At 60.9% G+C, this 22,089-nt stretch carries 16 protein-coding genes; 2 read left to right on the top strand and 14 right to left on the bottom strand.

The window, feature by feature from the left end; translation table 11 throughout:
• Window positions 1-32: 32 nt before the first annotated feature.
• The 7 genes from KTQ42_RS10790 to rfbB form a co-directional block, all read right to left on the bottom strand.
• Window positions 33-2,072, bottom strand: a complete 2,040-nt coding sequence (locus KTQ42_RS10790; RefSeq protein WP_217345504.1) for a hypothetical protein — start codon at window positions 2,070-2,072, stop codon at window positions 33-35.
• Window positions 2,072-3,295 (bottom strand): glycosyltransferase, encoded by a 1,224-nt coding sequence (locus tag KTQ42_RS10795; RefSeq protein WP_217345505.1) that lies wholly within the window; start codon window positions 3,293-3,295, stop codon window positions 2,072-2,074. The genes KTQ42_RS10790 and KTQ42_RS10795 overlap by 1 nt, the downstream gene beginning before the upstream one ends.
• Before the next feature lie 16 nt (window positions 3,296-3,311).
• Entirely contained in the window at window positions 3,312-4,613 is a 1,302-nt protein-coding gene (locus tag KTQ42_RS10800; RefSeq protein ID WP_217345506.1) for a hypothetical protein, read from the bottom strand.
• A gap of 364 nt (window positions 4,614-4,977) precedes the next feature.
• Complete coding sequence (gene rfbD, locus KTQ42_RS10805; protein WP_217345507.1) at window positions 4,978-5,844, bottom strand: dTDP-4-dehydrorhamnose reductase; 867 nt, start codon at window positions 5,842-5,844, stop codon at window positions 4,978-4,980.
• Complete coding sequence (rfbC, locus tag KTQ42_RS10810; RefSeq protein WP_217345508.1) at window positions 5,841-6,386, bottom strand: dTDP-4-dehydrorhamnose 3,5-epimerase; 546 nt, start codon at window positions 6,384-6,386, stop codon at window positions 5,841-5,843. Before rfbC ends, rfbD begins: the two co-directional genes overlap by 4 nt.
• 9 nt (window positions 6,387-6,395) lie before the next feature.
• Window positions 6,396-7,295, bottom strand: coding sequence for a glucose-1-phosphate thymidylyltransferase RfbA (gene rfbA / locus KTQ42_RS10815; RefSeq protein ID WP_217345509.1), 900 nt, complete (start codon window positions 7,293-7,295; stop codon window positions 6,396-6,398).
• Complete coding sequence (gene rfbB / locus KTQ42_RS10820) at window positions 7,292-8,374, bottom strand: dTDP-glucose 4,6-dehydratase (RefSeq protein WP_217345510.1); 1,083 nt, start codon at window positions 8,372-8,374, stop codon at window positions 7,292-7,294. The genes rfbA and rfbB overlap by 4 nt, the downstream gene beginning before the upstream one ends.
• A gap of 179 nt (window positions 8,375-8,553) precedes the next feature.
• Here rfbB and KTQ42_RS10825 point away from each other — a divergent pair, with 179 nt between their 5' ends.
• Window positions 8,554-9,372 (top strand): symmetrical bis(5'-nucleosyl)-tetraphosphatase, encoded by an 819-nt coding sequence (locus KTQ42_RS10825; protein ID WP_217345511.1) that lies wholly within the window; start codon window positions 8,554-8,556, stop codon window positions 9,370-9,372.
• 40 nt (window positions 9,373-9,412) lie between these two features.
• On the opposite strand, the gene KTQ42_RS10830 is transcribed toward KTQ42_RS10825, so the two are convergent.
• The 6 genes from KTQ42_RS10830 to KTQ42_RS10855 all read right to left on the bottom strand — a co-directional run bounded on the left by KTQ42_RS10830 (window position 9,413) and on the right by KTQ42_RS10855 (window position 13,940).
• Window positions 9,413-10,147 carry a 1-acyl-sn-glycerol-3-phosphate acyltransferase gene (locus KTQ42_RS10830; protein WP_217345512.1) on the bottom strand — a complete coding sequence of 245 codons (735 nt, stop codon included), beginning with the start codon at window positions 10,145-10,147 and terminating at the stop codon, window positions 9,413-9,415.
• Window positions 10,148-10,178: 31 nt separating this feature from the next.
• Window positions 10,179-11,462 carry a dihydroorotase gene (locus KTQ42_RS10835; protein WP_217345513.1) on the bottom strand — a complete coding sequence of 428 codons (1,284 nt, stop codon included), beginning with the start codon at window positions 11,460-11,462 and terminating at the stop codon, window positions 10,179-10,181.
• Between the two features lie 79 nt (window positions 11,463-11,541).
• Window positions 11,542-12,501, bottom strand: coding sequence for an aspartate carbamoyltransferase catalytic subunit (locus tag KTQ42_RS10840; RefSeq protein WP_217345514.1), 960 nt, complete (start codon window positions 12,499-12,501; stop codon window positions 11,542-11,544).
• On the bottom strand, window positions 12,494-13,000 hold the full coding sequence (gene pyrR / locus KTQ42_RS10845; RefSeq protein ID WP_217345515.1) for a bifunctional pyr operon transcriptional regulator/uracil phosphoribosyltransferase PyrR: 507 nt from the start codon (window positions 12,998-13,000) through the stop codon (window positions 12,494-12,496). The genes KTQ42_RS10840 and pyrR overlap by 8 nt, the downstream gene beginning before the upstream one ends.
• Window positions 12,987-13,376 carry a Holliday junction resolvase RuvX gene (ruvX, locus tag KTQ42_RS10850; protein WP_217345516.1) on the bottom strand — a complete coding sequence of 130 codons (390 nt, stop codon included), beginning with the start codon at window positions 13,374-13,376 and terminating at the stop codon, window positions 12,987-12,989. Before ruvX ends, pyrR begins: the two co-directional genes overlap by 14 nt.
• A 36-nt stretch (window positions 13,377-13,412) precedes the next feature.
• Window positions 13,413-13,940, bottom strand: a complete 528-nt coding sequence (locus KTQ42_RS10855; RefSeq protein ID WP_249222912.1) for a YqgE/AlgH family protein — start codon at window positions 13,938-13,940, stop codon at window positions 13,413-13,415.
• Window positions 13,941-14,173: 233 nt separating this feature from the next.
• Between KTQ42_RS10855 and KTQ42_RS10860 the strand changes: the two genes are divergently transcribed.
• Window positions 14,174-15,670, top strand: a complete 1,497-nt coding sequence (locus KTQ42_RS10860; RefSeq protein ID WP_217345518.1) for a deoxyribodipyrimidine photo-lyase — start codon at window positions 14,174-14,176, stop codon at window positions 15,668-15,670.
• 239 nt (window positions 15,671-15,909) lie between these two features.
• Here the strand turns inward: KTQ42_RS10860 and KTQ42_RS23955 are convergent, their stop codons facing one another.
• A complete protein-coding gene (locus KTQ42_RS23955; protein ID WP_249222716.1) occupies window positions 15,910-21,987 on the bottom strand; it encodes an Hpt domain-containing protein in 6,078 nt (2,025 codons plus the stop codon).
• Between the last annotated feature and the right edge of the window lie 102 nt (window positions 21,988-22,089).

Here is a 22,089-nt window from a genome sequence, read left to right on the forward strand (position 1 = left end):
GCGCATGGTTGGTTTTTGCGCCCTGCCGCACCTTATTTCTTCCCAGGCATATGCGCCCGCCGCCTGACTTTCTTGACGACGTGGGCCGCCATGAACACCAAGGTCAACACGCTGCGATGCGCTCGTCCGACACCCTTCATGCCGCGAATGGCGGAAGTCCATTGGACACGCTGCACGAACTCGATGACTTCCCGACGCGCTCTGCGCTTGATGACGCCCGCAGCGATAGTCCGCAATGACGGCACATTGTTGCGATGATAGAAGTCGCCAAATCCGAACACGTCGTGCTGCGGAGAATTGACGAATGCGTCCACCATGGACTCCGGAGGCGTGCTGGCCAACTGTTTCCAGATATGCAGTGCCGTTTCCCGCAGATCGCTTGAAGACATCGCATACCGTTCAACATACGGTTGCCAGACGCCGACTGCCGCCAGCACTCCTTGCTGAAAAAACTTGGTAAAGCTGAAGTAGGAATGGTTTTCCTGTTCCGACACGTTTCTGCTGGCGACGATGCTCGCGCCCTTGCGCTCATAACCTTCCACACTGCCGTTGGGTGAGCCGCAAAGCATTTCCAACGCAGCGAACGCCTCGAAATAGTTCGCCGCACTCGCATCGCTGCGCTCGTCGACGCAATAGGCGTGCTTTGTCACATTCCGGGGTTGAGGATTCACCATGGGACGCAGTCCCAGATAACAGCCGTGAAATTCGGTATCGGGAAACACAAGAGCGATATTGTCCTGGATAGTGCCGCGCCAACCTATGTCAACCAGGCCTACCGAGCCGCCAGCCACAACTCCCTTTGCCGCTATATAATCTTTCAGCAACTGCTTCTTCGATTGAATCGCTGCGCTTGCCGCGGCCTGGAATTGCGGCGCCGACAGGAGTTGGGCAAGCCTCGTATCCGATTCCGGTTTTTCGATGACGTCTTCAGGCGAAAGCGTGATCTTCGCAAGCAGGGCGGCGAAGTCTTCCAACTTCAAGCCCAGGGTCGCGAACAGGCCACCTACTTTTTGTGTACGGTAAAGCCGCCATATTCTCTGCAATTCAGCAACCGATACGGTTTCCATTGAGGCGGCAAAGGTGGAAAGCCGACTGACTTCAAGCACAGAGCTCCTTGGCAGAGCATGACCAAAATACGTGCCCTTATCATGCAGGGCCGTGTACACCTGATGAAAGAACTCGCCTTCCCGGGTCAGAAAGCAGATTTCCTGCTGCCTTGTCAGCAAGGCCTGCTCAGCCACGTACAGCGCGAAGCCTATAAACAAGGGCGCAGCATCCAGGCCGAGACGAAATGCAATGGCCTGCTCCTCGGAAAGGTCATGGATCGTCTCATTGGCTTCAAGCAGAGTCTCTTGCCTGACATGATCGAACAGCACATTGCGGGAGGTAAACAGCATCTCCCTCGCCAAGCGCTTCTCATGCGCCTTTTCAGGCAGGAAATGCTCAGCCGAAATGCCCAGATTCCGAGGTGCGACAACATCGGAATGCTGGTTATCGCCGACATGAAAATGCTCGGTCGGGTGGATGTCGTAAGACGCGAGTACATGATGAAAAAGATTACCGGACCGCTTGTTCTTTCCAATGTCGCAGGAACTGAGCCCGTCCGAAACCAGCTCAGATAAGCCCTTGCTATGCAGCAGGCGCTGCAGCATCGTGCCGCTCATGTAAAAGTCGGAGAGAAAAATTGTCTTTTCCCCCTGGTGCTGCTCCAGAAAGCGGACGATGTCCTCATCGGGGAATGAACGAGCGATTTCAGTCTGCAGCTCATATTCCAGGATGTCATCAATCTCGGCACGGCGCGGCTCGCGGTTGAGAATCCGGGACAACCAGGCTGCCGCAACCTTGTCGATCGCATATTCATCATCTTCGCCCCGGGCGCGCGCCGCCCTTCCCAGCGATGACTCGATATCAAGCCGGCAACGATATATTTCCCAGTGGTCCCTGTACCGGTCGGCCAGCTCCGGATAAAAGCGCAGATGAATGTGCAGGGCTGTCGACAGCTTGATGCACTCGGGATGGCAATCCCGGCGCAACAGGGTGTCCCATACGTCCACGGTTCGGAGCTTGTACATCAATGCACCTTGTTACCGCCAAAAATCATTTCCCCTGCTGCTTCGAAAGCCTTTAGCCTTCTTAGCAGGGTGGGCGGCAGCTTGGCCGCCAGTCCGCTCAGCTTGTGACGCCGGATGATGCCAGGATTGTTCTGCAAGCGTCCCTTTTCATCGATGTCGTAGCGACTGAAAGCTTGAGCATTCATCCCCGCAATACCCTTTCTGTCAGCAGGAACGCGAAGCGCATCCGATTCCAGCCAGGTCGCAAATTCCATCGAAGACGCCTCCCATGAAGGCCAGTCCGCCGCTGTGGCCAGCGCGCCTTCCTTCAAGCGATTCAGACGCCCGGTATTGCGGATCAGATCCGCCACTTCATCGACAACGCCGCGCAGATTGCCAGTCGGGACGACCACTGCGTTTTCCTGATTCCGGATATATTCATCATGTCCGCTGACGTCAAACACCACGGCGGTGCCGCCGCAATGGAACATTTCCAGCGGAGGCCCGAACATCCCTTCCACCGTGCTGAGTTTGATGAGGATGTCGCATGAACGATAGATTTCCGCAGTCTTCACCATCGGAACGCGCGAAAATATGCGCGGCACTCCAGGCACCCACTGCAGCGGCGACCCGGTCAACAGCCAGATGTCCTTTGCGCCGGCCTGCTTCGCCAGTTTGATCGCGAGCGCCGTGTTCTTGAACTTGACCCCGAAATGCCCCTCCACCAGCACCCGCGGCTGCGATCCGGCCGGCCGGGCAGAGACGGTATTGCCAACCGTGGTGTAGACATCCTTGCGGATGCCGTTCCGCACCAGCGCTGCCGACTGGCCGAATTTGCTTCCTAGATGTGATTTGATCCATACCGCCTCTGTGACGAAGTTCAGCGGCAGGCGGTAGGTGGAATCCACCAGAGCACGTAGCGGCACTTCTGATTCCGGGTAAAAACGTGATTCTATCGACTGAACGAAATAGGCATAGTGGCCGGCGTCGAAGTCCGCTATTTCAAGAGCAGTTTTCCACCAGGTTGCGATAACAACATCGAAAGTCTCGGCTTTTGCTTCGCCAATTGGCAGGCAACGCAATTTAGGCGCCTCGTCGTGCCAGCGCAGGGTCGCATCATTAAAAGGTTCCTGCACCGCTAGCGTTACCTGGTGGCCGGCCCGTTGCAGATAGCTGGCATGCTGGACGATTACGTATGTCCCGCCGCTTATATTCATCGAGCCAACCAGAAAACAGATTTTCATTAATTTTTTTCCATCTTTAAAGCGCGGTCCGGCGAAGATAGCTATACACGCCAGCAACCAATTTGCCACCCTTTTCCTGAAGCGTCTTGTAAGGCCAAAATCCCAAGGGCGCCCTGCCTTTTTTCCTGACAAGATCGATGCAGAACTTCAATTTCGCGACGTGGCTTGTCCTTTGAGCAGCCGCATCGAACATGGTATTTTCAAAAAATCCGTAATTCTCCACGTGGAATACGGATTCAAACCAGTTCCGCTCTGACTCGGTCGGCTTGAATACCATCCGCAAATGCAATTCCGCCGCGATCTCCAGCAACTGCTCATCTGACAATTCCTGCAATTCACTCATGCTTAGGAGTTCGTCAAATCGATCCAGAATGATGTTCAGAACTGGCCAGATTTTGTTCCTGACCATTTCTTCTTCTTCGAAAGATCCACGTATTGCAAATGCCTTACCCTCCCTGCCGCTCGCATAGGAGACAATCGACCCGTGATCGGCAGCAAGCATTACCTCGAACAAAGCACGGTTTTCATTGAAGACATGAAATCGCTTGGTCCGCTCGCCCACGGATGAAAAAACCAGGCCCCGCTTCCGGTTATCAGGATGAACGCTTCCCTGCGCGACCAGGCCGAGGTAATAACCATCAATATGATCGACAATACGCGGATCCCCGCAACAAAGGAGATTGAACAGATTGTCCTGTATCGTGCCCTTCCAGCCTACATCAACAATGGCAAGGCGCTTGGGAATGATGCCGCCCGCCAAGTCGGAAAGATATTGAACAAATGCCGCTTTCCTGCTGGAACGCTCGGTTTCATACAAATGTTGAAAAGCCGGATGGCCTATCAGCCTTTTGAAATCCGGATCGGTCGGCAAATCTGCAAGTCTGGACTGGATTGCGGACATTTCCGATCCGAGCATTGCAGCCACATCATTGGCATGTGCTCCCAACCCAAGGCTGGAAAGAAATTCGTACAGTGAAATGGAACGATATTGGCGGAAGAGGGTTTCAAAATCCTCTTTCTCCAAAGGCCTGAGGGAAGGAAGCAATGTGGAACGCCGGGATACTTCCAGGTAATGCACCCTTGTTTCCTTGGGGACTATCTTTTGCCGATGCCTTGCATATCGTTTGAACATCTCAAGCAAAGGCTGACCTTCTCTTGACATGAAAAAAACATCACTTGTTCCGTTATTACAAAGCTCAGTGTACAGGCGCCTGGTGAACAGATAAAAAGTGAATGCCAATTCAGGAAATACATCAATTCCGGACTTGGATTCCATTACATCAATCAGCTTCCCCCACAACAATTTCTGTTCCATCATCAATCACATTTATTAGCACAGAATTTCATGCGTTCACAAAAAAGCAAGCAAGGCAGAGACGGTAGGATTCATTTCAAATTAACGGCCTTTACTGCCCGAATAAACGCATTACTAAACTGAACTGCAGCAAGATCATTGCATTCAATATTTCTGCACCTCGTACCGCAAAATACTGGCAAGATTTTTTGAAATATAAAAACAGGAAGGCGAGTCCAACGGACCGCTCTGAAGAGATGCGATGCCATAATGCACATATCGCCTCAAGGGAAACTTGCTATTATAACTGCCCAGAGCAGCAACGCCTATGATTTATCGCCTGTCAGGTTGTGACCGCATGCTTCCGAAGCGTAGTTGCCTCTATGATTTATCTTTGCATGCAAAGGCTGAGCGCAAGACGCCAGTCAGGTAAATCGCAGAAAGTATGTATCAGGCGCCGACAATCCAAGGTGGAGTTCTTGGGCCGCTGTGCTGGAGTAGGGTAGCCTGCCGATGGGATCGGCATCAGAGTCGGACGGGAAGCCATGCCATTGAAGATTTCCGACGCAAACCCAAACCATGTAATGTGGTTCAACGCGGAAAGATGGTAAATCCCTGAATGCTGCTGCCACCATTGCTGCGAACCGCGAGCTTGCCGCGCTTGGCCGAGAATGCATGCTGTCGTGTCAGCAATACTTCTGCTCCAAGTGGGCGCGCCAACTTGGTCGTTGACAATGTTCAGTTGCTTCCCTTCTTCAGCCAGCCGCAGCATGGTCAGCAAAAAGTTCTTGCCACGCAATCCGTACACCCAGCTGGTGCGAAAAACCAGGCAAGAGGCGCCCGCAGCCAGGACAGCCTGCTCTCCGGCGAGTTTGGTGTGGCCATATACATTCAAAGGGTTAGGAATATCGTCCTCGGTGTAAGGACCATCCTTGGAACCATCGAAGACATAATCGGTGGAATAGTGGACCATCGCGGCACCCAGCCTCGCGACTTCCTGCGCCATGACGCCCGGCGCCAAACCATTGATGCGCATCGCCAGTTCCGGTTCGCTCTCGGCCTTGTCCACTGCGGTATATGCAGCGGAGTTCACGATTAGGTCAGGCTTGATCCTGCGGATCACGTCCCGGACCTGGTCAAGATCCGCAAGGTCCATCACGCTGCGGTCCACGCCGATCACCTCGCCCAGCGGCTGCAGGCTGCGCACCAGTTCATATCCCACTTGCCCGTTCTTGCCTGTCACCAGGATCTTCATGGAAAGGTCTCCGCTTCACCAAGAGACACCCCCGCCTCGTCTTTCGCCGATAGTAACGGCGCACCCTGCAAGGGCCATGCAATACCGATATCGGGATCGTCCCAGCGCACCGCGCGCTCATGCTCCGGTGCGTAATAATCGGTGGTTTTGTAAAGGAATTCAGCCGATTCGCTCAGCACCAAGAAGCCGTGGGCGAAGCCCGGCGGCACCCACATCTGCCGCTTGTTTTCCGCGGAAAGGACCACGCCAGTCCATTTGCCGAAAGTCTTCGATGTGCGCCTCATGTCCACTGCGACATCGAATACCTCTCCTGCCACCACCCGTACCAGCTTGCCCTGCGACTGCCGGATCTGATAATGCAGGCCGCGCAGTACATTTCGTGCGGAACGGGAATGATTGTCCTGTACGAACTGCGGATTCGAGCCTGTCAGTTCCTGGAAACGACGCTGGTTAAAACTCTCATAAAAAAAACCCCGATCATCGCCGAACACTTTGGGCTCGACAATCAGTACGTCGGGCAAATCGGTATGATGTACTTGCATGTGATGTAATCAATAAACTTTGTTATTCAGGAGCTGTAGCAGATATTTTCCGTAGCCGTTTTTCTTCAAAGGCTCGGCCAGCCGCTCGAGTTGCGCCGCATCGATGTAGCCACGGCGGAAGGCGATCTCTTCCGGGCAGCAGACTTTCAAGCCTTGCCGGCGTTCGATTGTGGCGATGAAGTGAGAAGCGTCCAGCAGCGATTCATGGGTGCCGGTATCAAGCCAAGCCATGCCGCGCCCCAGCAGTTCGACATTCAGCGCATTGCGTTCCAGATAGGTACGGTTGACGTCAGTGATTTCCAGTTCACCGCGCGCCGAGGGCTTGATGTCGGCGGCAATGTCGCACACATTGGTGTCGTAAAAATACAGACCCGTCACCGCGTAATTGGATTTCGGGGTGAGCGGCTTTTCCTCGATGCTGATCGCGCGCCGGTGGTCGTCGAACTCCACGACGCCGTAACGCTCAGGGTCGGTGACGTGATACGCGAATACGGTCGAGCCGTCCCGGTTCAGGTTGGCATTGCGCAACTGGGGCTCGAAGTCATGTCCGTAGTAAATATTGTCACCGAGGATCAGCGCCGATGGCGCGCCGCCAATGAACTGACGCCCGATGATGAATGCCTGCGCCAGTCCATCCGGAGACGGCTGCTGCGCATACTGGATGGACAGCCCCCACTGGCTGCCATCGCCCAGCAATTCGGCGAAGCGTGGCGTGTCCTGGGGCGTCGAAATGACCAGGATGTCCCGTATCCCGGCCAGCATCAGGGTCGCCAGCGGGTAGTAGATCATCGGCTTGTCATACACTGGCAGCAACTGCTTCGACACCGACGTCGTCACCGGGTACAGCCTGGTGCCGGAGCCGCCGGCCAGGATGATGCCCTTACGGGCGGCTTGCAATTGCGCTGTCATGCTGTTTTCCTTTCGGCGTCCCGCTGGCTGTAATTTCGTTCCATCCACTTCATGTAGTCGCCCGACTGCACGTTCCGCACCCATTCTTCATTGGCAAGATACCACTGCACGGTCCTGCGTATGCCGGTTTCAAAGGTCTCGGCCGGCTTCCAGCCCAGTTCGCGTTCGATCTTGCGCGCATCGATTGCATAGCGCCGATCGTGGCCGGGCCTGTCGGCGACATAGGTGATTTGCTCACGATAGCTGCCGCCTTGTAACCGCGGCGCCAGTTCGTCCAGGATGTCGCACAGCATCCCGACCACATCCAGATTGGCCTTTTCATTCCATCCGCCAATGTTGTAAGTTTCGCCCGGACGGCCGTCAGCCAACGCCCGGCGGATGGCGGCGCAATGGTCGCCGACGTAAAGCCAGTCGCGGATCTGCTGGCCGTCGCCATAGATGGGCAGTGGCTTGCCTGCGCGGGCATTGGCGATGACCAGCGGTATCAGCTTTTCCGGGAAGTGATAGGGACCGTAGTTATTGGAACAGTTGGTGGTAAGCGTCGGCAGGCCATAGGTGTGATGATAGGCACGCACCAGATGGTCTGAAGCAGCCTTGGAAGCCGAATACGGACTGTTGGGCTGGTATGCCGTCGTCTCGGTGAATGGCGGATCCTCGGGAGAGAGCGATCCGTACACCTCGTCGGTGGACACGTGCAGAAAGCGGAAAGCAGCCCGCTCGTTCTCAGGTAAAGCCGCCCAGTATGCGCGGGTCGACTCCAGCAAGTTGAAGGTGCCATTGACGTTGGTGGCGATAAATGCCGCAGGGCCGTGGATCGACCGGTCGACGTGGCTCTCAGCAGCAAAATGGGCGATTGCGCGCGGCTTGTGCTGCGCTAGGAGGCTGGACACAAGGTCGGCATCGCCAATATCCCCATGGACGAAGAGATGACGAGAGTCGTCGCGAACGGAGGCAAGATTATTGAGATTGCCAGCGTAAGTCAGTTTGTCGAGAGTGACGACGGTTTCATCATTGTCAGCCAGCCAGTCGAGTACGAAGTTAGATCCTATAAAGCCCGCTCCGCCTGTGACCAATATCATAATTATTAACCTTTGGAAATTTTTCTAACACAAGATTCAAGGGATTTTACGCTATGTAGATTGCAATTCAACCAACACGAAGATGATAGATTCGGCCAGATGAATCTAAATCTAGCTCAGTGTTGCTGTATAAAATCGCATTTAGCTCAACTTGTGCCGTTTCTGGCTCTTCCTTATTCATGACCACCTACGCCATCGGCGACATCCAGGGCTGCCACGCAAGCGCCATCAACCTGATCGACAAGCTCCGAGCCCGCACTCCCGACGCCCGCCTCGTTTTCGTCGGCGATGCCGTCAACCGCGGCCCGCAATCCCTTGCCATGCTGAGGCTGGTGCGTGAGTTGAGTGACCGGGCCGAGATGGTGCTCGGCAACCACGACCTGCACCTGCTTGCCGTGTCAATCGGCATCCGCAAGCCCGGCCGTGGCGATACGCTCGACGATATCCTGTCAGCACCCGACTGCGCCGAGCTGCTTGACTGGCTGCGGCACCGTCCGCTTGCGCTGCGTGAGGGGAATTATTTGATGGTGCATGCCGGCCTGCTGCCACAATGGACAGCCGATCAGGCACTATTGCTGGCGCAGGAAGTGGAAGCAGCCCTGCGCGGCCCGCATTGGCAGGATTTCCTGCGAGGCATGTATGGCAATGAACCGGCGCGCTGGGACGACAGCCTGCAAGGCGCCGACCGCCTTCGCTGCATCGTCAACGCGCTGACCCGTATCCGCTTCTGCAGCGCCGACGGCACCATGGATTTCCATACCAAGGATGGCGCGGGAGAAGCGCCGGCCGGCTTCATGCCGTGGTTTGACGTGCCGGGCCGGCGTTCGGCCGACGTCACTGTCGTGGCCGGGCACTGGTCCACGCTGGGGCTGGTGGTACGCCCCAACTTCATTGCGCTCGACACCGGCTGCGTCTGGGGCGGCAAGTTGACCGCAGTATGCCTGGAGGACAGGGAGATCGTGCAGGTCGACTGTCCGCAGTACCAGCAACCGGGCTAGCGCATCGTTGGCCGACCGACCAGTCCAGGCCGAACATGATTCAGGCGGACGCCTTTTCCGCACCCAGCGAACCGGCGATCGCGTCGTGCGCCGCCGCAGCCAGTTCGCGGCGGTGGGCGCCATTGCTCGATAGCGTCGGCAGCAGCAACAATTCGGCGCGGATGTCGCGATGGCGCAGGATGGTCAGCATGCTTTGCACGAACGTGGTGTCGCCCACGTATTCCACTGCCGGATGCGGCTGCCCATGGCGGTCCAGGTAGCGCAGCGCGTAGGGCTGCACCGGCACGTCGGCATCGATCGCGGCTTCGAATAGGTTGGCATGGAATGGCAGCACCGTGCCTTGCAGCGACACCGTGCCTTCAGGAAAAAATGCCACCCGTTCGCCGGCGTGGATGCTGTTCACCAAACCCTGGAAAATCCGCCGAACATCCCGCTGGCGGCCGCGGGCAATGAAAATCGTGCCGGAACGCTCGCACAGCCAGCCGACCAGCGGCCAGTCACGGATGTCGGACTTGGCAACGAAGCGGCAGGGCCGCAAGCTGTTGATGGCGAAGATGTCCAGCCAGGATACGTGGTTGCAGACGATCAGCGCCGGCGTATCCGACAGCAAGCCGCTGACCGACAGCCGCACGCCGCAAATCCCCAGCAGTTTCCCCGACCAGCTGCGTATGCAGCGCTCGCGCAGCGCCGGGCCGGCCAGCGGGAACACCAGCGCACAGGTCGCCAGTCCCTGCAGCAGGTGCAGCACCACCCGCGCCAGGTGCAGCATTCTCATGCCATGCCCTTTCCCGGCTGGCCGCCTGTGATCATGCGCGGCTGAACACGACCTGGCCGGCGACGATGGTATGCCGCACCTGGCCGCGCAATTCATAGCCGAGGAAAGGCGTGTGCTTGCCCTGGCTGGCCAGCGCGCCGGCCTTCACGGTCCAGCGCGCTTCCGGATCGAAAATGCAGAGATCGGCTGGCGCGCCCGCCTCCAGCCGGCCGCCGGCCAGCCCGGCCAGCTGCGCCGGTGCCGGACTGATCTTGGCAATGGCTTGCGACAAGCCATCGCCCTTGCCGTCTTCCTCGGCCCACTTCAGCGCCAGCGACAGCAGCAGTTCCAGCCCGGTGGCGCCGGGAGAGGCCTCGCCGAACGGCAGCAGCTTCTCGTCGTCGTCGACTGGCGTATGGTCCGAGCAGATGGCATCGATGGTGCCATCCGTCAAACCCTGGCGCAGTGCGTCGCGGTCGCGCTGGGAGCGCAGCGGCGGCGTCAGGCGGGCATTCGAGTCGAAAAAGCCGATGTCGGCATCGGTCAGGTGCACATGGTGGGCGGATACGTCGCAAGTCAGTCGCAGGCCTTCCTTCTTTGCCGTACGCACCAGCGCAACGCCGGCGGCCGAGGAGATGCGGCAAAGGTGGACCCGGGCGCCGGTCGAGCGCATCAGTTCGAAGATCGTATACAGCGCAATGGTTTCCGCCATCACCGGCACGCCGGACAAGCCCAGGCGCGAGGCGATCGGGCCGCTGTGGGCGATGCCGTTACGGCCCAGGTGGGCGTCCTGCGCACGCAGCCAGACGGTGTAGCCGAAGGTCTGCGCATATTGCATTGCGCGCATCAGCACCGTGGTATCGAGTATCGGCTCATCGGCCTGGGAAAAGCCAACGCAGCCGGCATCGGTGAGCTCGGCCATTTCGGTCAGCGACTGGCCTTTCAGGCCGACGGTCAGCGCGCCAAGTGGATAGACATGGGCCTGGTTCATGCTCCGGGCGCGGTGGCGCAGCATTTCCACCAAACCGGGCTCGTCCAGCACCGGGTCGGTGTCGGGCGGGCAGATTAGGCTGGTCACGCCGCCCTGGATTGCCGCCTGCAATTCGGATTCCAGCGTGGCCTTGTACTCGTAGCCGGGTTCGCGCAGCCGCGCGGACAGGTCAACCAGGCCGGGCGCCACCACCAGCCCCTGCGCATCGATGGTCTGGTCGGCCTGAAAACCGGCCGGCGCGGAGCCGACCGCGGCGACCTTGCCATCGGCCAGGTAGAGGTCGCGGCTGGCGTCTATACCGTTGGCCGGATCGATCAGCCGGCCATTCTTGATATGGAGTTTCATAAGTTCCTAGTTCTGCGGCCAGGCATGCCTGGCGATTTCTGTTCTTCTGCTCTGCTGTTCAGGTGTGCCGGTTCGGGCATCAATTGCCGGCGAGAATGCTCATCACCGCCATCCGCACCGCGATGCCGAAAGTGACCTGCGGCAGGATCACCGCCTGCGCGCCGTCCGCTACGGCGGACTCGATTTCCACGCCGCGGTTCATCGGGCCGGGATGCATCACGATGGCGTCCGGCTTGGCCATGGCCAGCCGCTCGGTGGTCAGGCCGTAGCTCTTGAAATATTCCTGGGCGGACGGCAGCAGCGCGCCGCTCATGCGTTCGTTCTGCAGGCGCAGCATGATGATCACGTCGACATCCTTCAGGCCTTCGCGCATGTCGGTGAAGACCCGCACGCCAAGCTGCTCCAGGCCGCTGGGCAGCAGCGTGCGCGGGCCGATGGCCCGCACTTCCGGCACGCCCAGCGTGGTCAGCGCATGGATGTCCGAGCGCGCCACCCGGCTGTGCAGGATGTCGCCGACGATGGCGACCGTGAGGTTGCTGAAGTCCTTCTTGTAGTGCCGAATGGTGTACATGTCCAGCAGGCCCTGGGTCGGATGGGCATGGCGGCCATCGCCGGCATTGACCACGTGCACGTGGGAGCGGCCGGTGTCGGTCAGGTGCTTGGCGATCAGGTAGGGCGCGCCCGACTGCGCATGGCGCACCACGAACATGTCGGCATGCATCGCCGCCAGGTTGTCGATGGTGTCGAGCAGCGACTCGCCCTTGCTGGCGCTGGAGGCCGAAATGTTCAGGTTGATCACGTCGGCCGACAGGCGCTTGGAGGCGATCTCGAAGGTGGTGCGGGTACGGGTCGAGTTCTCGAAGAACAGGTTGAAGACGCTCTTGCCGCGCATCAGCGGCACCTTCTTGACTTCGCGGTCGCTGATGCCGACGAAGGAAGAGGCGGTATCGAGGATCTGGTTGACGATGGCCTTGGGCAGGCCTTCGATGGTCAGGAGGTGCTGCAGCTCGCCATTCTTGTTCAGTTGCGGATTATGCATGGTCTACGGTGAAGGAAAGTTTGCCGTCGTCGGCGCGTTGCAGTACGAGACGCTCGCCAGGGGCCAGCGCAAGGGTGTGGGCGACAAAGTCGGCGGCTATCGGCAGCTCGCGCTCGCCACGGTCCACCAGCGCGGCGAGCATGATGCGCGCCGGGCGGCCATAGTCGAACAGCTCGTTGATGGCCGCGCGCGTGGTGCGGCCGGTGTAGAGCACGTCGTCGACCAGCAGGATGGTGGCGCCATCGACGTCGAACGGAATCTGGCTGGGCTTCACATCCGCCGGCAGGCCTTTTTCGGCATAGTCGTCGCGGTAGAAGGAGACGTCGATATAGCCCAGGCGGCCATCGACATCGAGTTCCGTGGCCAGCCGGTCGGCCAGCCAGGCGCCGCCGGAATAGATGCCGACCAGCGCCACCTTGTCCACATTGGCCAGCGCGTCTTTTACCTGCCGGGCGAGCGCGGCGTACAGCGCCTCGGCGTCGAGTTCATGATGGGGCATATTCGTCAAAGTATTGTTGCAGGATGATTGCGGCGGACTGGTCGTCGATGCGCTCGCCGCGGCGCTGCGCCAGCACCGCCGACGAGTAGCGCTCGTCAATCAGCACGGTGTCGACGCCGTAGCGGCCGTTGATCTGGTTGGCGAAGCGGCGGCAGCGCACCGTCATTTCATGTTCGGCGCCGTCCGGATGGCTGGGCAGGCCGACCACGCACAGCGCCGGCTGCCATTCGGCGATCAGCGCGCCGAGCGCGGCGAACTTGCCGTCATTGGTGGGCGCATCGATGATCGACAACGGCTGGGCCTGGCGCAGGCCGGTATTGCCTACCGCGACGCCGATCCGCCTGAGTCCGAAGTCAAAGCCGAGCACCGTCTTCACGCGGCCGCCGTGCTCAGCGGCGCCGTACCCGGCCGATTACGCATGCCCGGCCTCGCCGCTGAGCATCATCGGGTCGATGCCCAGCAGTTTCAGGGCGGCGGCAAAGCGCTCTTCCACCGGCAGATCAAAAATGACGGCCGGGTCGGCCTTGACCGTCAGCCAGCCGTTGCGGGTGATTTCCTCTTCGAGCTGGCCGGCGCCCCAGCCGGCGCAGCCCAGCGTGACCAGCAGATGGCGCGGCCCGCCGGTGGCGGCCACGGTTTCCAGCACGTCCTTGGAAGTGGTCAGCACGATGTCGTCGGTGACTTTCATCATCGAGGAAAAGTCGCCGAACGGCGCATGCAGCACGAAGCCGCGCTCGACCTGGACCGGGCCGCCGAACAGCACCGGCTTGTCAGCCATCTGGCTGGCGTCGATGTCCAGGGAAAGGTCGATGCGCTCGAACAGCGTCGGCATCATCATGTCGGTCGGCTTGTTGATGATCACGCCCAGCGCGCCGTCTTCATTGTGCTCGCACATGTACACCACGGCGCCGCCGAAGATCGGGTCGAGCATGGACGGCATCGCGATCAGGAAGTGATTGGCCAGATGCAGGCCGGGCTCGGCCGCGAACGCTGCATCGCTGCGGGCCTGTGCCGTGCCGCGCGATCTGGAAGAGGGGTCTGGAGTATCGCTTTGCTTGGCCATAATCCGCGCATTTTATCAGTTTTGCCCAGCCGGATGCCCGATCTGGCATCATGGCAACTCTTTGCAGGGCGGCCTGGCCGCCCTGCTCTATCTTCCGCATTTTCCCCGTCATGAGCTTATTCAATACATCACTCGTCTGGTTCCGGCGCGACCTGCGCACTTTCGATCAGGCCGCACTGCACGAGGCACTGAGCCTGTCCGCCACCGTGCACTGCGTTTTCATTTTCGACCGTGAAATTCTCGATCCGTTGCAGGCGCAAGGCAACAAGGCCGACCGCCGGGTCGATTTCATCCATCAAAGCCTGGCCGAACTCGATGCCGAATTGCGCCTGCACGGCGGCGGACTGATCGTGCGCCATGCCCATGCGTCGACCGAGATTCCGCGGCTGGCCGCGCAACTGGGCGTGGAAGCCGTGTTCAGCAATGAAGACTATGAGCCGGCAGCGGTGGCGCGGGATGCCGCGGTCGCCGGCGCGCTGATGGCCGAGGGGCGACGCCTGATACTCTGCAAGGACCAGGTGATCTTCGAGAAATCGGAAGTGCTGACCCAGGCCGGCCGGCCATTCTCGGTTTTCACGCCCTACAAGAATGCCTGGATGAAGACCCTGATGGCGGCGGCCGATCCGCATGCGGACCATCCCTTGCTGCACAAATATGCAGCGGCGCCAGACTACCGCCGCCTGGCCGCGGCGCCGGCCGGCATGCCGTCGCTTGCCGATCTCGGTTTCGAAACCAGCGACCTGGCCAGCCTTGGCATTGCCGCCGGCATGAGCGGCGGGCAAGACCTGGTTGACGAATTCATGGACCGCATCCGCGACTACGACACTGCCCGCAACTTTCCGGCCGTGCGCGGCACTTCGCATCTGTCGGTGCATCTGCGCTTCGGCACCGTGTCGGTCAGGGCGCTGGCACGGCGCGCGCTGCAGGCGATGCACAATGGCGAGGGCGGCCCGGGCGCGGCGGTATGGCTGTCGGAACTGGTCTGGCGCGATTTTTACTTCAGCATCCTGCACCATTTCCCGCATGTGGCAACGCATGCCTTCAAGCCGGAATACGATCGTATTTCCTGGGAGACCGGACCGCATGCCGACCATACTTATCAGGCCTGGTGCGAGGGCCGCACCGGCTATCCCCTGGTGGATGCGGCCATGTTGCAGCTCAACCGCACCGGCTTCATGCATAACCGCCTGCGGATGGTGGCCGCCTGTTTCCTGATCAAGGACCTGGGCATCGATTACCGTCGCGGCGAACGCTATTTCGCTGAAAAGCTCAACGATTTCGACCTTTCCGCCAACAATGGCGGCTGGCAATGGGCAGCGTCTTCCGGCTGCGACGCCCAGCCCTGGTTCCGGATTTTCAACCCGGTCACCCAATCCGAGAAATTCGATGCCGATGGCGCCTTCATCCGTCGCTGGCTGCCGCAACTGGCCAGGCTGAGCGCCAAGGACATCCATGCGCCATGGAAGGCGACGCCCGAGGCATTGCGGCAGGCTGGCGTGACGCTGGGCGAACATTACCCGATGCCGCCGGTGCGCCACGAGGAAGCGCGCGAACTGACCTTGCAACGCTATGCGGTGGTGAAGAAGGAGGCGACGGAGGCAGCCTGAAAAGGCTACGCGCTATGTGAAGCCTCAGGCAGGGCGTAGGGCGGAATACCCCGAAGGGGCATTCCGCGATTGGTCAATCAAGGAAAGTGTCCGGCATGACCACTCCGGTGTGCGACGAATGGTGCAATACCCTTTGGGTATTGCACCCTACCAGACGGATGGCGCGTAGGGCGGAATACCCCGAAGGGGCATTCCGCGATTGGTCGACCAAGGAAGGTATCCCACTTGGGCCCCGTTCATTACCCAGCGGCAGCCGGCATCTCGCGCCCGGTGAACGCAAGGACGAACTTCAGCAGGTCGGCCTCCTGATAGGGTTTGCCCAGATACTCGTTCACGCCAAGGTCCATAGCATAGTTGCGATGCTTGGTAGCGGTGCGCGAGGTGATCATGATGATCGGAATATGCCGGGTGCGGCTGTCGCCACGCACATTGCGGGTCAGGTCAAAGCCATCCATGCGCGGCATTTCGATATCCACCAGCATCAGGTCGGGCGTGACCGTTTGCAACTGTTCCAGCGCATCCACGCCGTCCTTGGCCAGCATTACCTGATAGCCTTCGCGCGCGAGAAAACGCTGGGTCACGCGGCGCACTGTCAATGAATCATCCACAACCATCACGATGGGCTGGCTGTGCGGCGCATGGGATGACTGCTCGGATGCCGGCCTTGCGCCCGGGCGGGAGTGTGGCGCTGCATCCAGCAGACGCTGCGCCAGCGGCACCGGGTCGAGAATCAGTACGATGTCGCCCGAGCCCAGCACCGTGGCGCCGGCAACGCCGGCCATCCGCGCCAGTTGCGGCCCGACGTTCTTGACCACCACCTCGCGGTTGCCCAGCACATCGTCCACATGCACCGCCACCCGGTTCTCGCCGCTTTTCAGGATCAGCAAGGGCGAATATTGCTGGGTTACCGGCGACGCCTTGCTGTCGCCCAGCAACTCGGACAGGTAATACAGCGGCACCTGCTCGCCGCGCCAGGCAACGGCGCCTTCGGCATAGGCCTCGGCCAGCGCGCCGGCCTTCAGCTGCTGCACCTGCTCCACCAGCACCGAAGGCACTGCATAGGTATTGCCGCCCGTGGTCAGCACCACGACCTGGGTCACCGCCAGCGTCAGCGGCAGTCTGACCATGAACGTGGCGCCCTGGCCGGGCTGGCTGTCAATCGCCACGCGGCCGCCCAGACCGGCGGCTTCGGAGCGCACCACGTCCATGCCGATGCCGCGTCCGGCCAGCTCGGTCACGTCCTGGGCGGTGGAGAAACCGGGATGGAAGACCAGTTCCCGCAGTTCGGCGTCGCTGGGCGAGGCATTCGGTTCCAGCAAGCCCGCGGCTTCGGCCCGGGCGCGGATCCGGTCAAGGTCGAGTCCTCGGCCATCGTCGGAAAACTGGATGACGACTTCATTGCCTTCCTGGCGGATTTCCACCGTCAGTTCGCCGATTTCCTTCTTGCCCGCCGCCAGCCGCTCTTCCCTGCCCTCGATGCCGTGCACGATGGCATTGCGCAGCAGGTGTTCGAACGGACCAGCCATCTTTTCCAGCACGCCACGGTCGATTTCCACGGCGGCGCCGCGTATGTCGAGGTTGACCCGCTTGTCGAGTTCCTTGGCCGCCTGGCGGGTGACCCGGTACAGCCGCTCGGCCACGCTGCCGAACTGCACCATGCGCACCCGCATCAGATCCTGCTGCAGGTCGCGCGTGAGGCGAGATTGCTGCTGCAGGTCGGCACTGGCCTGTTCCACGCCGCGCACCAGGTTCTGCTGCACCGAGGAGACGTCGCTCACGGTTTCGGTAATCATCCGGGTCAGTTCCTGCAGCCGGGTGAAACGGTCGAATTCGAGTGGATCGAATCCGCGCTCGGCCGAATGCGCCATTTGGGAAGCCATCTGGCTTTCCGCCTGGATTTCCAGCTCCCGCAGTTGGGAACGCAGGCGGGCCACGTTGTCTGTCAATTCGGAGAGCGACTGATTGAGACTGCCGACGCCGTTTTCCACCCTCGAGCGGGAAATCGACACTTCGCCAGCCTGATTGACGAGCCGGTCGATGATGTCCACGCGCACTCGCAACAGCGGCGCGCTGGCGGAAGCATGGGTCTTCTCGGCGGGCGCTTCGGCGACGACGGCGCTCGATACCGTGCCATGAACCATAGCCGGCGCCAGCTTGCCGGCTTCCGGATTCTGCAACTGGTCATGCAGGTACAGGCCAACATCGAAGCGGCCCAGCAGGTCCTCGAACACGGCCGGCGTCGGGATGCCGACTGCGCTGACCTGCTCGATCCGGCTTTCCATGTCATGCATCTGCTGGCCGAGGCGCATTGCGCCAGCCATCCTGGCGCTGCCCTTGACGGTATGCAGCAGCCGCAGCAGGCCCTGCACCGGCTCCCTGGATGCCGGCTCCGCCTGCCAGGCGCGCAACAGCAACTGGACCTGGGGCAGCAGCTCGCTTGCCTCCTCCAGGAACACCGGCAGGAGATCCGGATCGAGTTCATCGCGCGGCATGCGGCCGGTGTCGACGGAAGGCTCGACGGCTGCGCCGGTTTCCGACGCCGGGGCGAGGTCGGCACTGGCTGACGCCTGGCTGCCAAAGCCCGCCAGCGGCCGCGTCCTGGCGCCGGGAACGCTTGCGTCTGCTGTGTCAACCGGATCCGGCTCGGCAAGCCCGTTCGCTTCCACAACGGCATCGCGAGATTGTATGACTTCCTCGGCAATGAACGCAGGCAAGGCGGATTGCACCTCCGCGATCACCGTGGCGGCGCGGGCCATGACCTGCTGGCGCAGCTCTTCGAGAATACGGACCTGGTGCGGCGCGGCTGGCGGCATGTCGCCCAATGCAAACTGCCGCAGCATCTGCCTGAGCTCGCTGACTGCAGCGTCAAGGACATCGAATTCCTGCACGCTGAGGGGCACCGGCTTGCGCGCCAGTGCCTGGAGCACCCGTTCCAGCGCATACGCCACTTCCTGCAGGGGGACAAAGCCGACCGTTGCCGAACTGCCAGCCAGCGAATGCGCCGCATGAACCGCAACCGTATTGACGGTGCGGCCGGCCTCATGGCGCCATTCGGACAGATCCTGCGCCAGCACCCGCACCAGGTCGTCGGTCTCGGCCAGATAGATATTATGCAGGGGCACGCTGATTTCGACATCGCCTATGCGCTTGATGCTGTCGTCCAGCCGGGTTTCCACCGGATGCACTTCCGGGAAACTGATCACTTGCGCCATCGGCGCGGTTTCGGCCGGAGCCGCCGGCGCGATATTGTCAATGGCGGCGAGGTCTTCCTGCGCTTGCAACGTGTCGTCAAGCATCTCCAATTCAGTGGGCTGCATCGCCTCAGGGTTCTGACCGGGAAGCGTCGGGTCCCGGACGTCGTCCGGCAACGCTTGGATTGCCAAAACACCGGCGTCGTCCAGTGCTGGTAGTTCGGGCAACTGCATTTCCCCGGCGTCAGGCAACAGATCGTCATGCGCTTGCACTGCTTCTTCCGGATCCGCCTGCAGCAGCTCAGGAGACAAGGAATCCATCAGTTCAGGCTGTGCGATCGCGACATGATCTGCCTGGTCTGCCTGATCTGCCTGATCTGCGTTGCTTGCATGATCTTCGGCGTTGAATGCATCCAGTTCGACATGTTCGATCGCGGCGTACGGGGCAGGCACGGCGTCGAGAGTCAACCCAATCGTGTCGACATTTTCCAGCGTCTCGGGAGGGTACTGCGCCTCGGCGGCAGCCTCCGGCTGGTAAGACGACACCGGCGCTGTCACGTCAGGCGCGGGCAATGCGATCGCTTCTTCGGCAGGCAACTTCCCACCGTCGCGCACTGCCTCCGCTGCGAATACCAGTGCGTCAGGGCGTCGCGCCGATGTGCCGTTTTCCTTCAGCTCAAGGACCCAGGCACCCAGTTCCCCATGCGCCCGTTCGATCAGGTCGCACAGGTCGGTGCTGGCGGGCGTGCCGTCCGACAGGGCCAGGTTCAGGGTCTTTTCCAGTCCCCATGCCGCTTCGCCGAATGCATTGAGTCCAACCATGCGGCCGCTGCCCTTGAGGGTGTGGAAAGCGCGACGCAAGGTGGTCAGGCTGGCCTGATCCTGCGGCGCCATGCGCAGCAGCGGCAGAGTGACCGCAACATTCTCCAGTACCTCCTCGGCTTCGCCGAGGAAGATGTCGAGCAATTCGGCGTCGACCGCGTCATCCGATGTGGTTTGGGCCGCCGGTGCTGGTGTAGCAACGGACGCAGGCGCCTGGCTTGTCGCAAAAGGTTCAGATGCCGGCAGGTGGCTGGTGGCGGTGAATCCCTGTTCCTCGCCCTCTGCGATCACGGCTGCCGCCATCGGTATCGCTGCGGCAGTTGGCGTTTCCACGTCAGGAACAGCGACTTCAGCTACGAAGGGAGACGGGGCTGTCTCTGTTTCCGGCTGGGATGGATGGTCATGACCTGACGGCTCTGACAACGCGCTCGCCGATAGGCCGGCGGCCTCCGTTCCCAGGGACGCAGCTGGCATGCGAGCATCGTCAACTGGCGATTCAGCCGGCACAGGCTGGGCCGCCTGCACGGCGGCGCCGGATGCCTCGGCTACGGCAGCGACATCAACCTCCCTGCCCTGGCCTCGCGAAACGGTGACGTTTCTGAACAGGCCGCTATCGGCGTCGAACACGAAACGGCTTTTCGCCGCCTCGCTATCCACCCGCAAGCTCTCCAGGAAGAAACTGAGCAATCCCAGATTACGCGCCACCTGCTGAAATTCCGGCCGGCCAGGCTCTCCTTCGAATTCGGGCAGGGCAAATTCCGTTACCCGCGCGCGCACACTGCGCACCGCAAGCACGGCCTGGTCAAGGTCCAGGATGGACAACCCGCCCTCGATCTGGTGCAGGATGCCGTCGATGGGCGCCAGCGCGGTCCGCTTGGCGGAATTGCTGAAAAATTCATCCAGCAGCTTTTCCACCTGTCCCAGGTTGCCGCGCATTTCATCCGCCAGCGCGGCGACCGTATCGCGTTGCTGGGCATCGCGGGAAAACTCGTCGAGCCATTGCGCCTGGCCAGCCAGGGCAATGCCATCTAGCCGCGCCGCCAGGCGCGCAGCCAGGCTGGCGGCAGTGGCATGCATGCTGGCACTGGAGCGCGCGCCGTGGCGCAATGCGTTTTCCAGGAAGAGCAGGCTGGCGGCGACATCCAGTGCCAAAGCTTCTTCCTGTGTTGTACGGTGCTGATCGGTGCTGCGCTGCACCTGGTGGGTCAAGTCGTCGAGAGACGCCGATTGCAGGCCAGCCACCAGTCCGGCAAGGGCGGCGATGTCCTGCGCGAAGGTTTCGCCGGCCTGCGCATCGCCTGCAGCGACACGGTCCCATGCCGCCTTGGCCGCCTGCAGCCGCTCCCTCGCGCCACGCATGATGGCGCTGTCAACCAGGCCATAGCGGGCTTTTTCCAGATCATCAGTGTCGATGGCGGAAAGGCCATACACCTGGCGGATCTGCTGCAGTTTCGGTGACGGGTTCGGGGCTGCCGCAATGAAGAACAGCGCATCCCTGAGCAGGCGTTCGCTGGTTTCGGAAGGCGCATCGTCGAGCTTGCGCAACTGCATGTTGATGCGCCCGAACAGCTGTTTGACATGGACCGCGGGACTGATCTCCCCGCCTGCCACGCCGGCGGCGAAACCATGCAGCACCCACCAGTAAGCCTGCCCCAGCCTGCCCGGCGCACGCCGCACGAAATCGGCCAGCACCTCGGCCAGTGCCGCAGCGCTGCTCTTCTCGGCCTGCGCTTCGGTACTCTTGAGCAAGGGGAGCAACGCCTTCTCGAACCGCTGGCGCAACTGCGCCACGTCCGCTGCGCTTGCAGGCACCGCCGGTGCAGGCAGCCGGGGCCTGATCGTCAGGTCGGGGAGATACAGGTCGGAAGGATGTACCCGGCTAATGCCGCGTGCCCGTTGCAGGTCGCGAAAATAGGGATACAGCTTGAGCGCTTGCGGTGGCACGCCGGCCAGCACTTCATCCAGATATTCGATCAGCGCGTGACAGCCGGCGGCTACTGCGGCGAGGCCGCTGCCTTCCGGCGCTGCGTTGGCTTCGGCAGTCCGTGCCAGCAGCTCTTCCATGGCCTCGATCAGCTGCGGTGCGCCGGCTATGTCGACGATCTGCAATGCGCCACGCGCCTGATGCAATAACGCGCCGGCCTGGCGCAGCGACGTGGACCCGGCATCGGCCTCTTGCCCCTTGGCCGAAAGGGCCAGAGCGCTGGCGCGGGTCAGGCTGGCGCGGATCTCTTCCATCACCCACGACAAGGGTCCGGTATCGAATTGATCCAGGGCACCCGGATTGGAAGAATGGCTGCTCATGAATGCCTCATGGTTTCAAATGGTAGCGATGCGCGCCCCTGCATTGGATGCCCCGGATGCGCCCGCGCACGGTGCATTGCCCGGCTGCGACACCGTCGGCAT

Source organism: Noviherbaspirillum sp. L7-7A (assembly GCF_019052805.1).
Classification (GTDB): domain Bacteria; phylum Pseudomonadota; class Gammaproteobacteria; order Burkholderiales; family Burkholderiaceae_D; genus Noviherbaspirillum_A.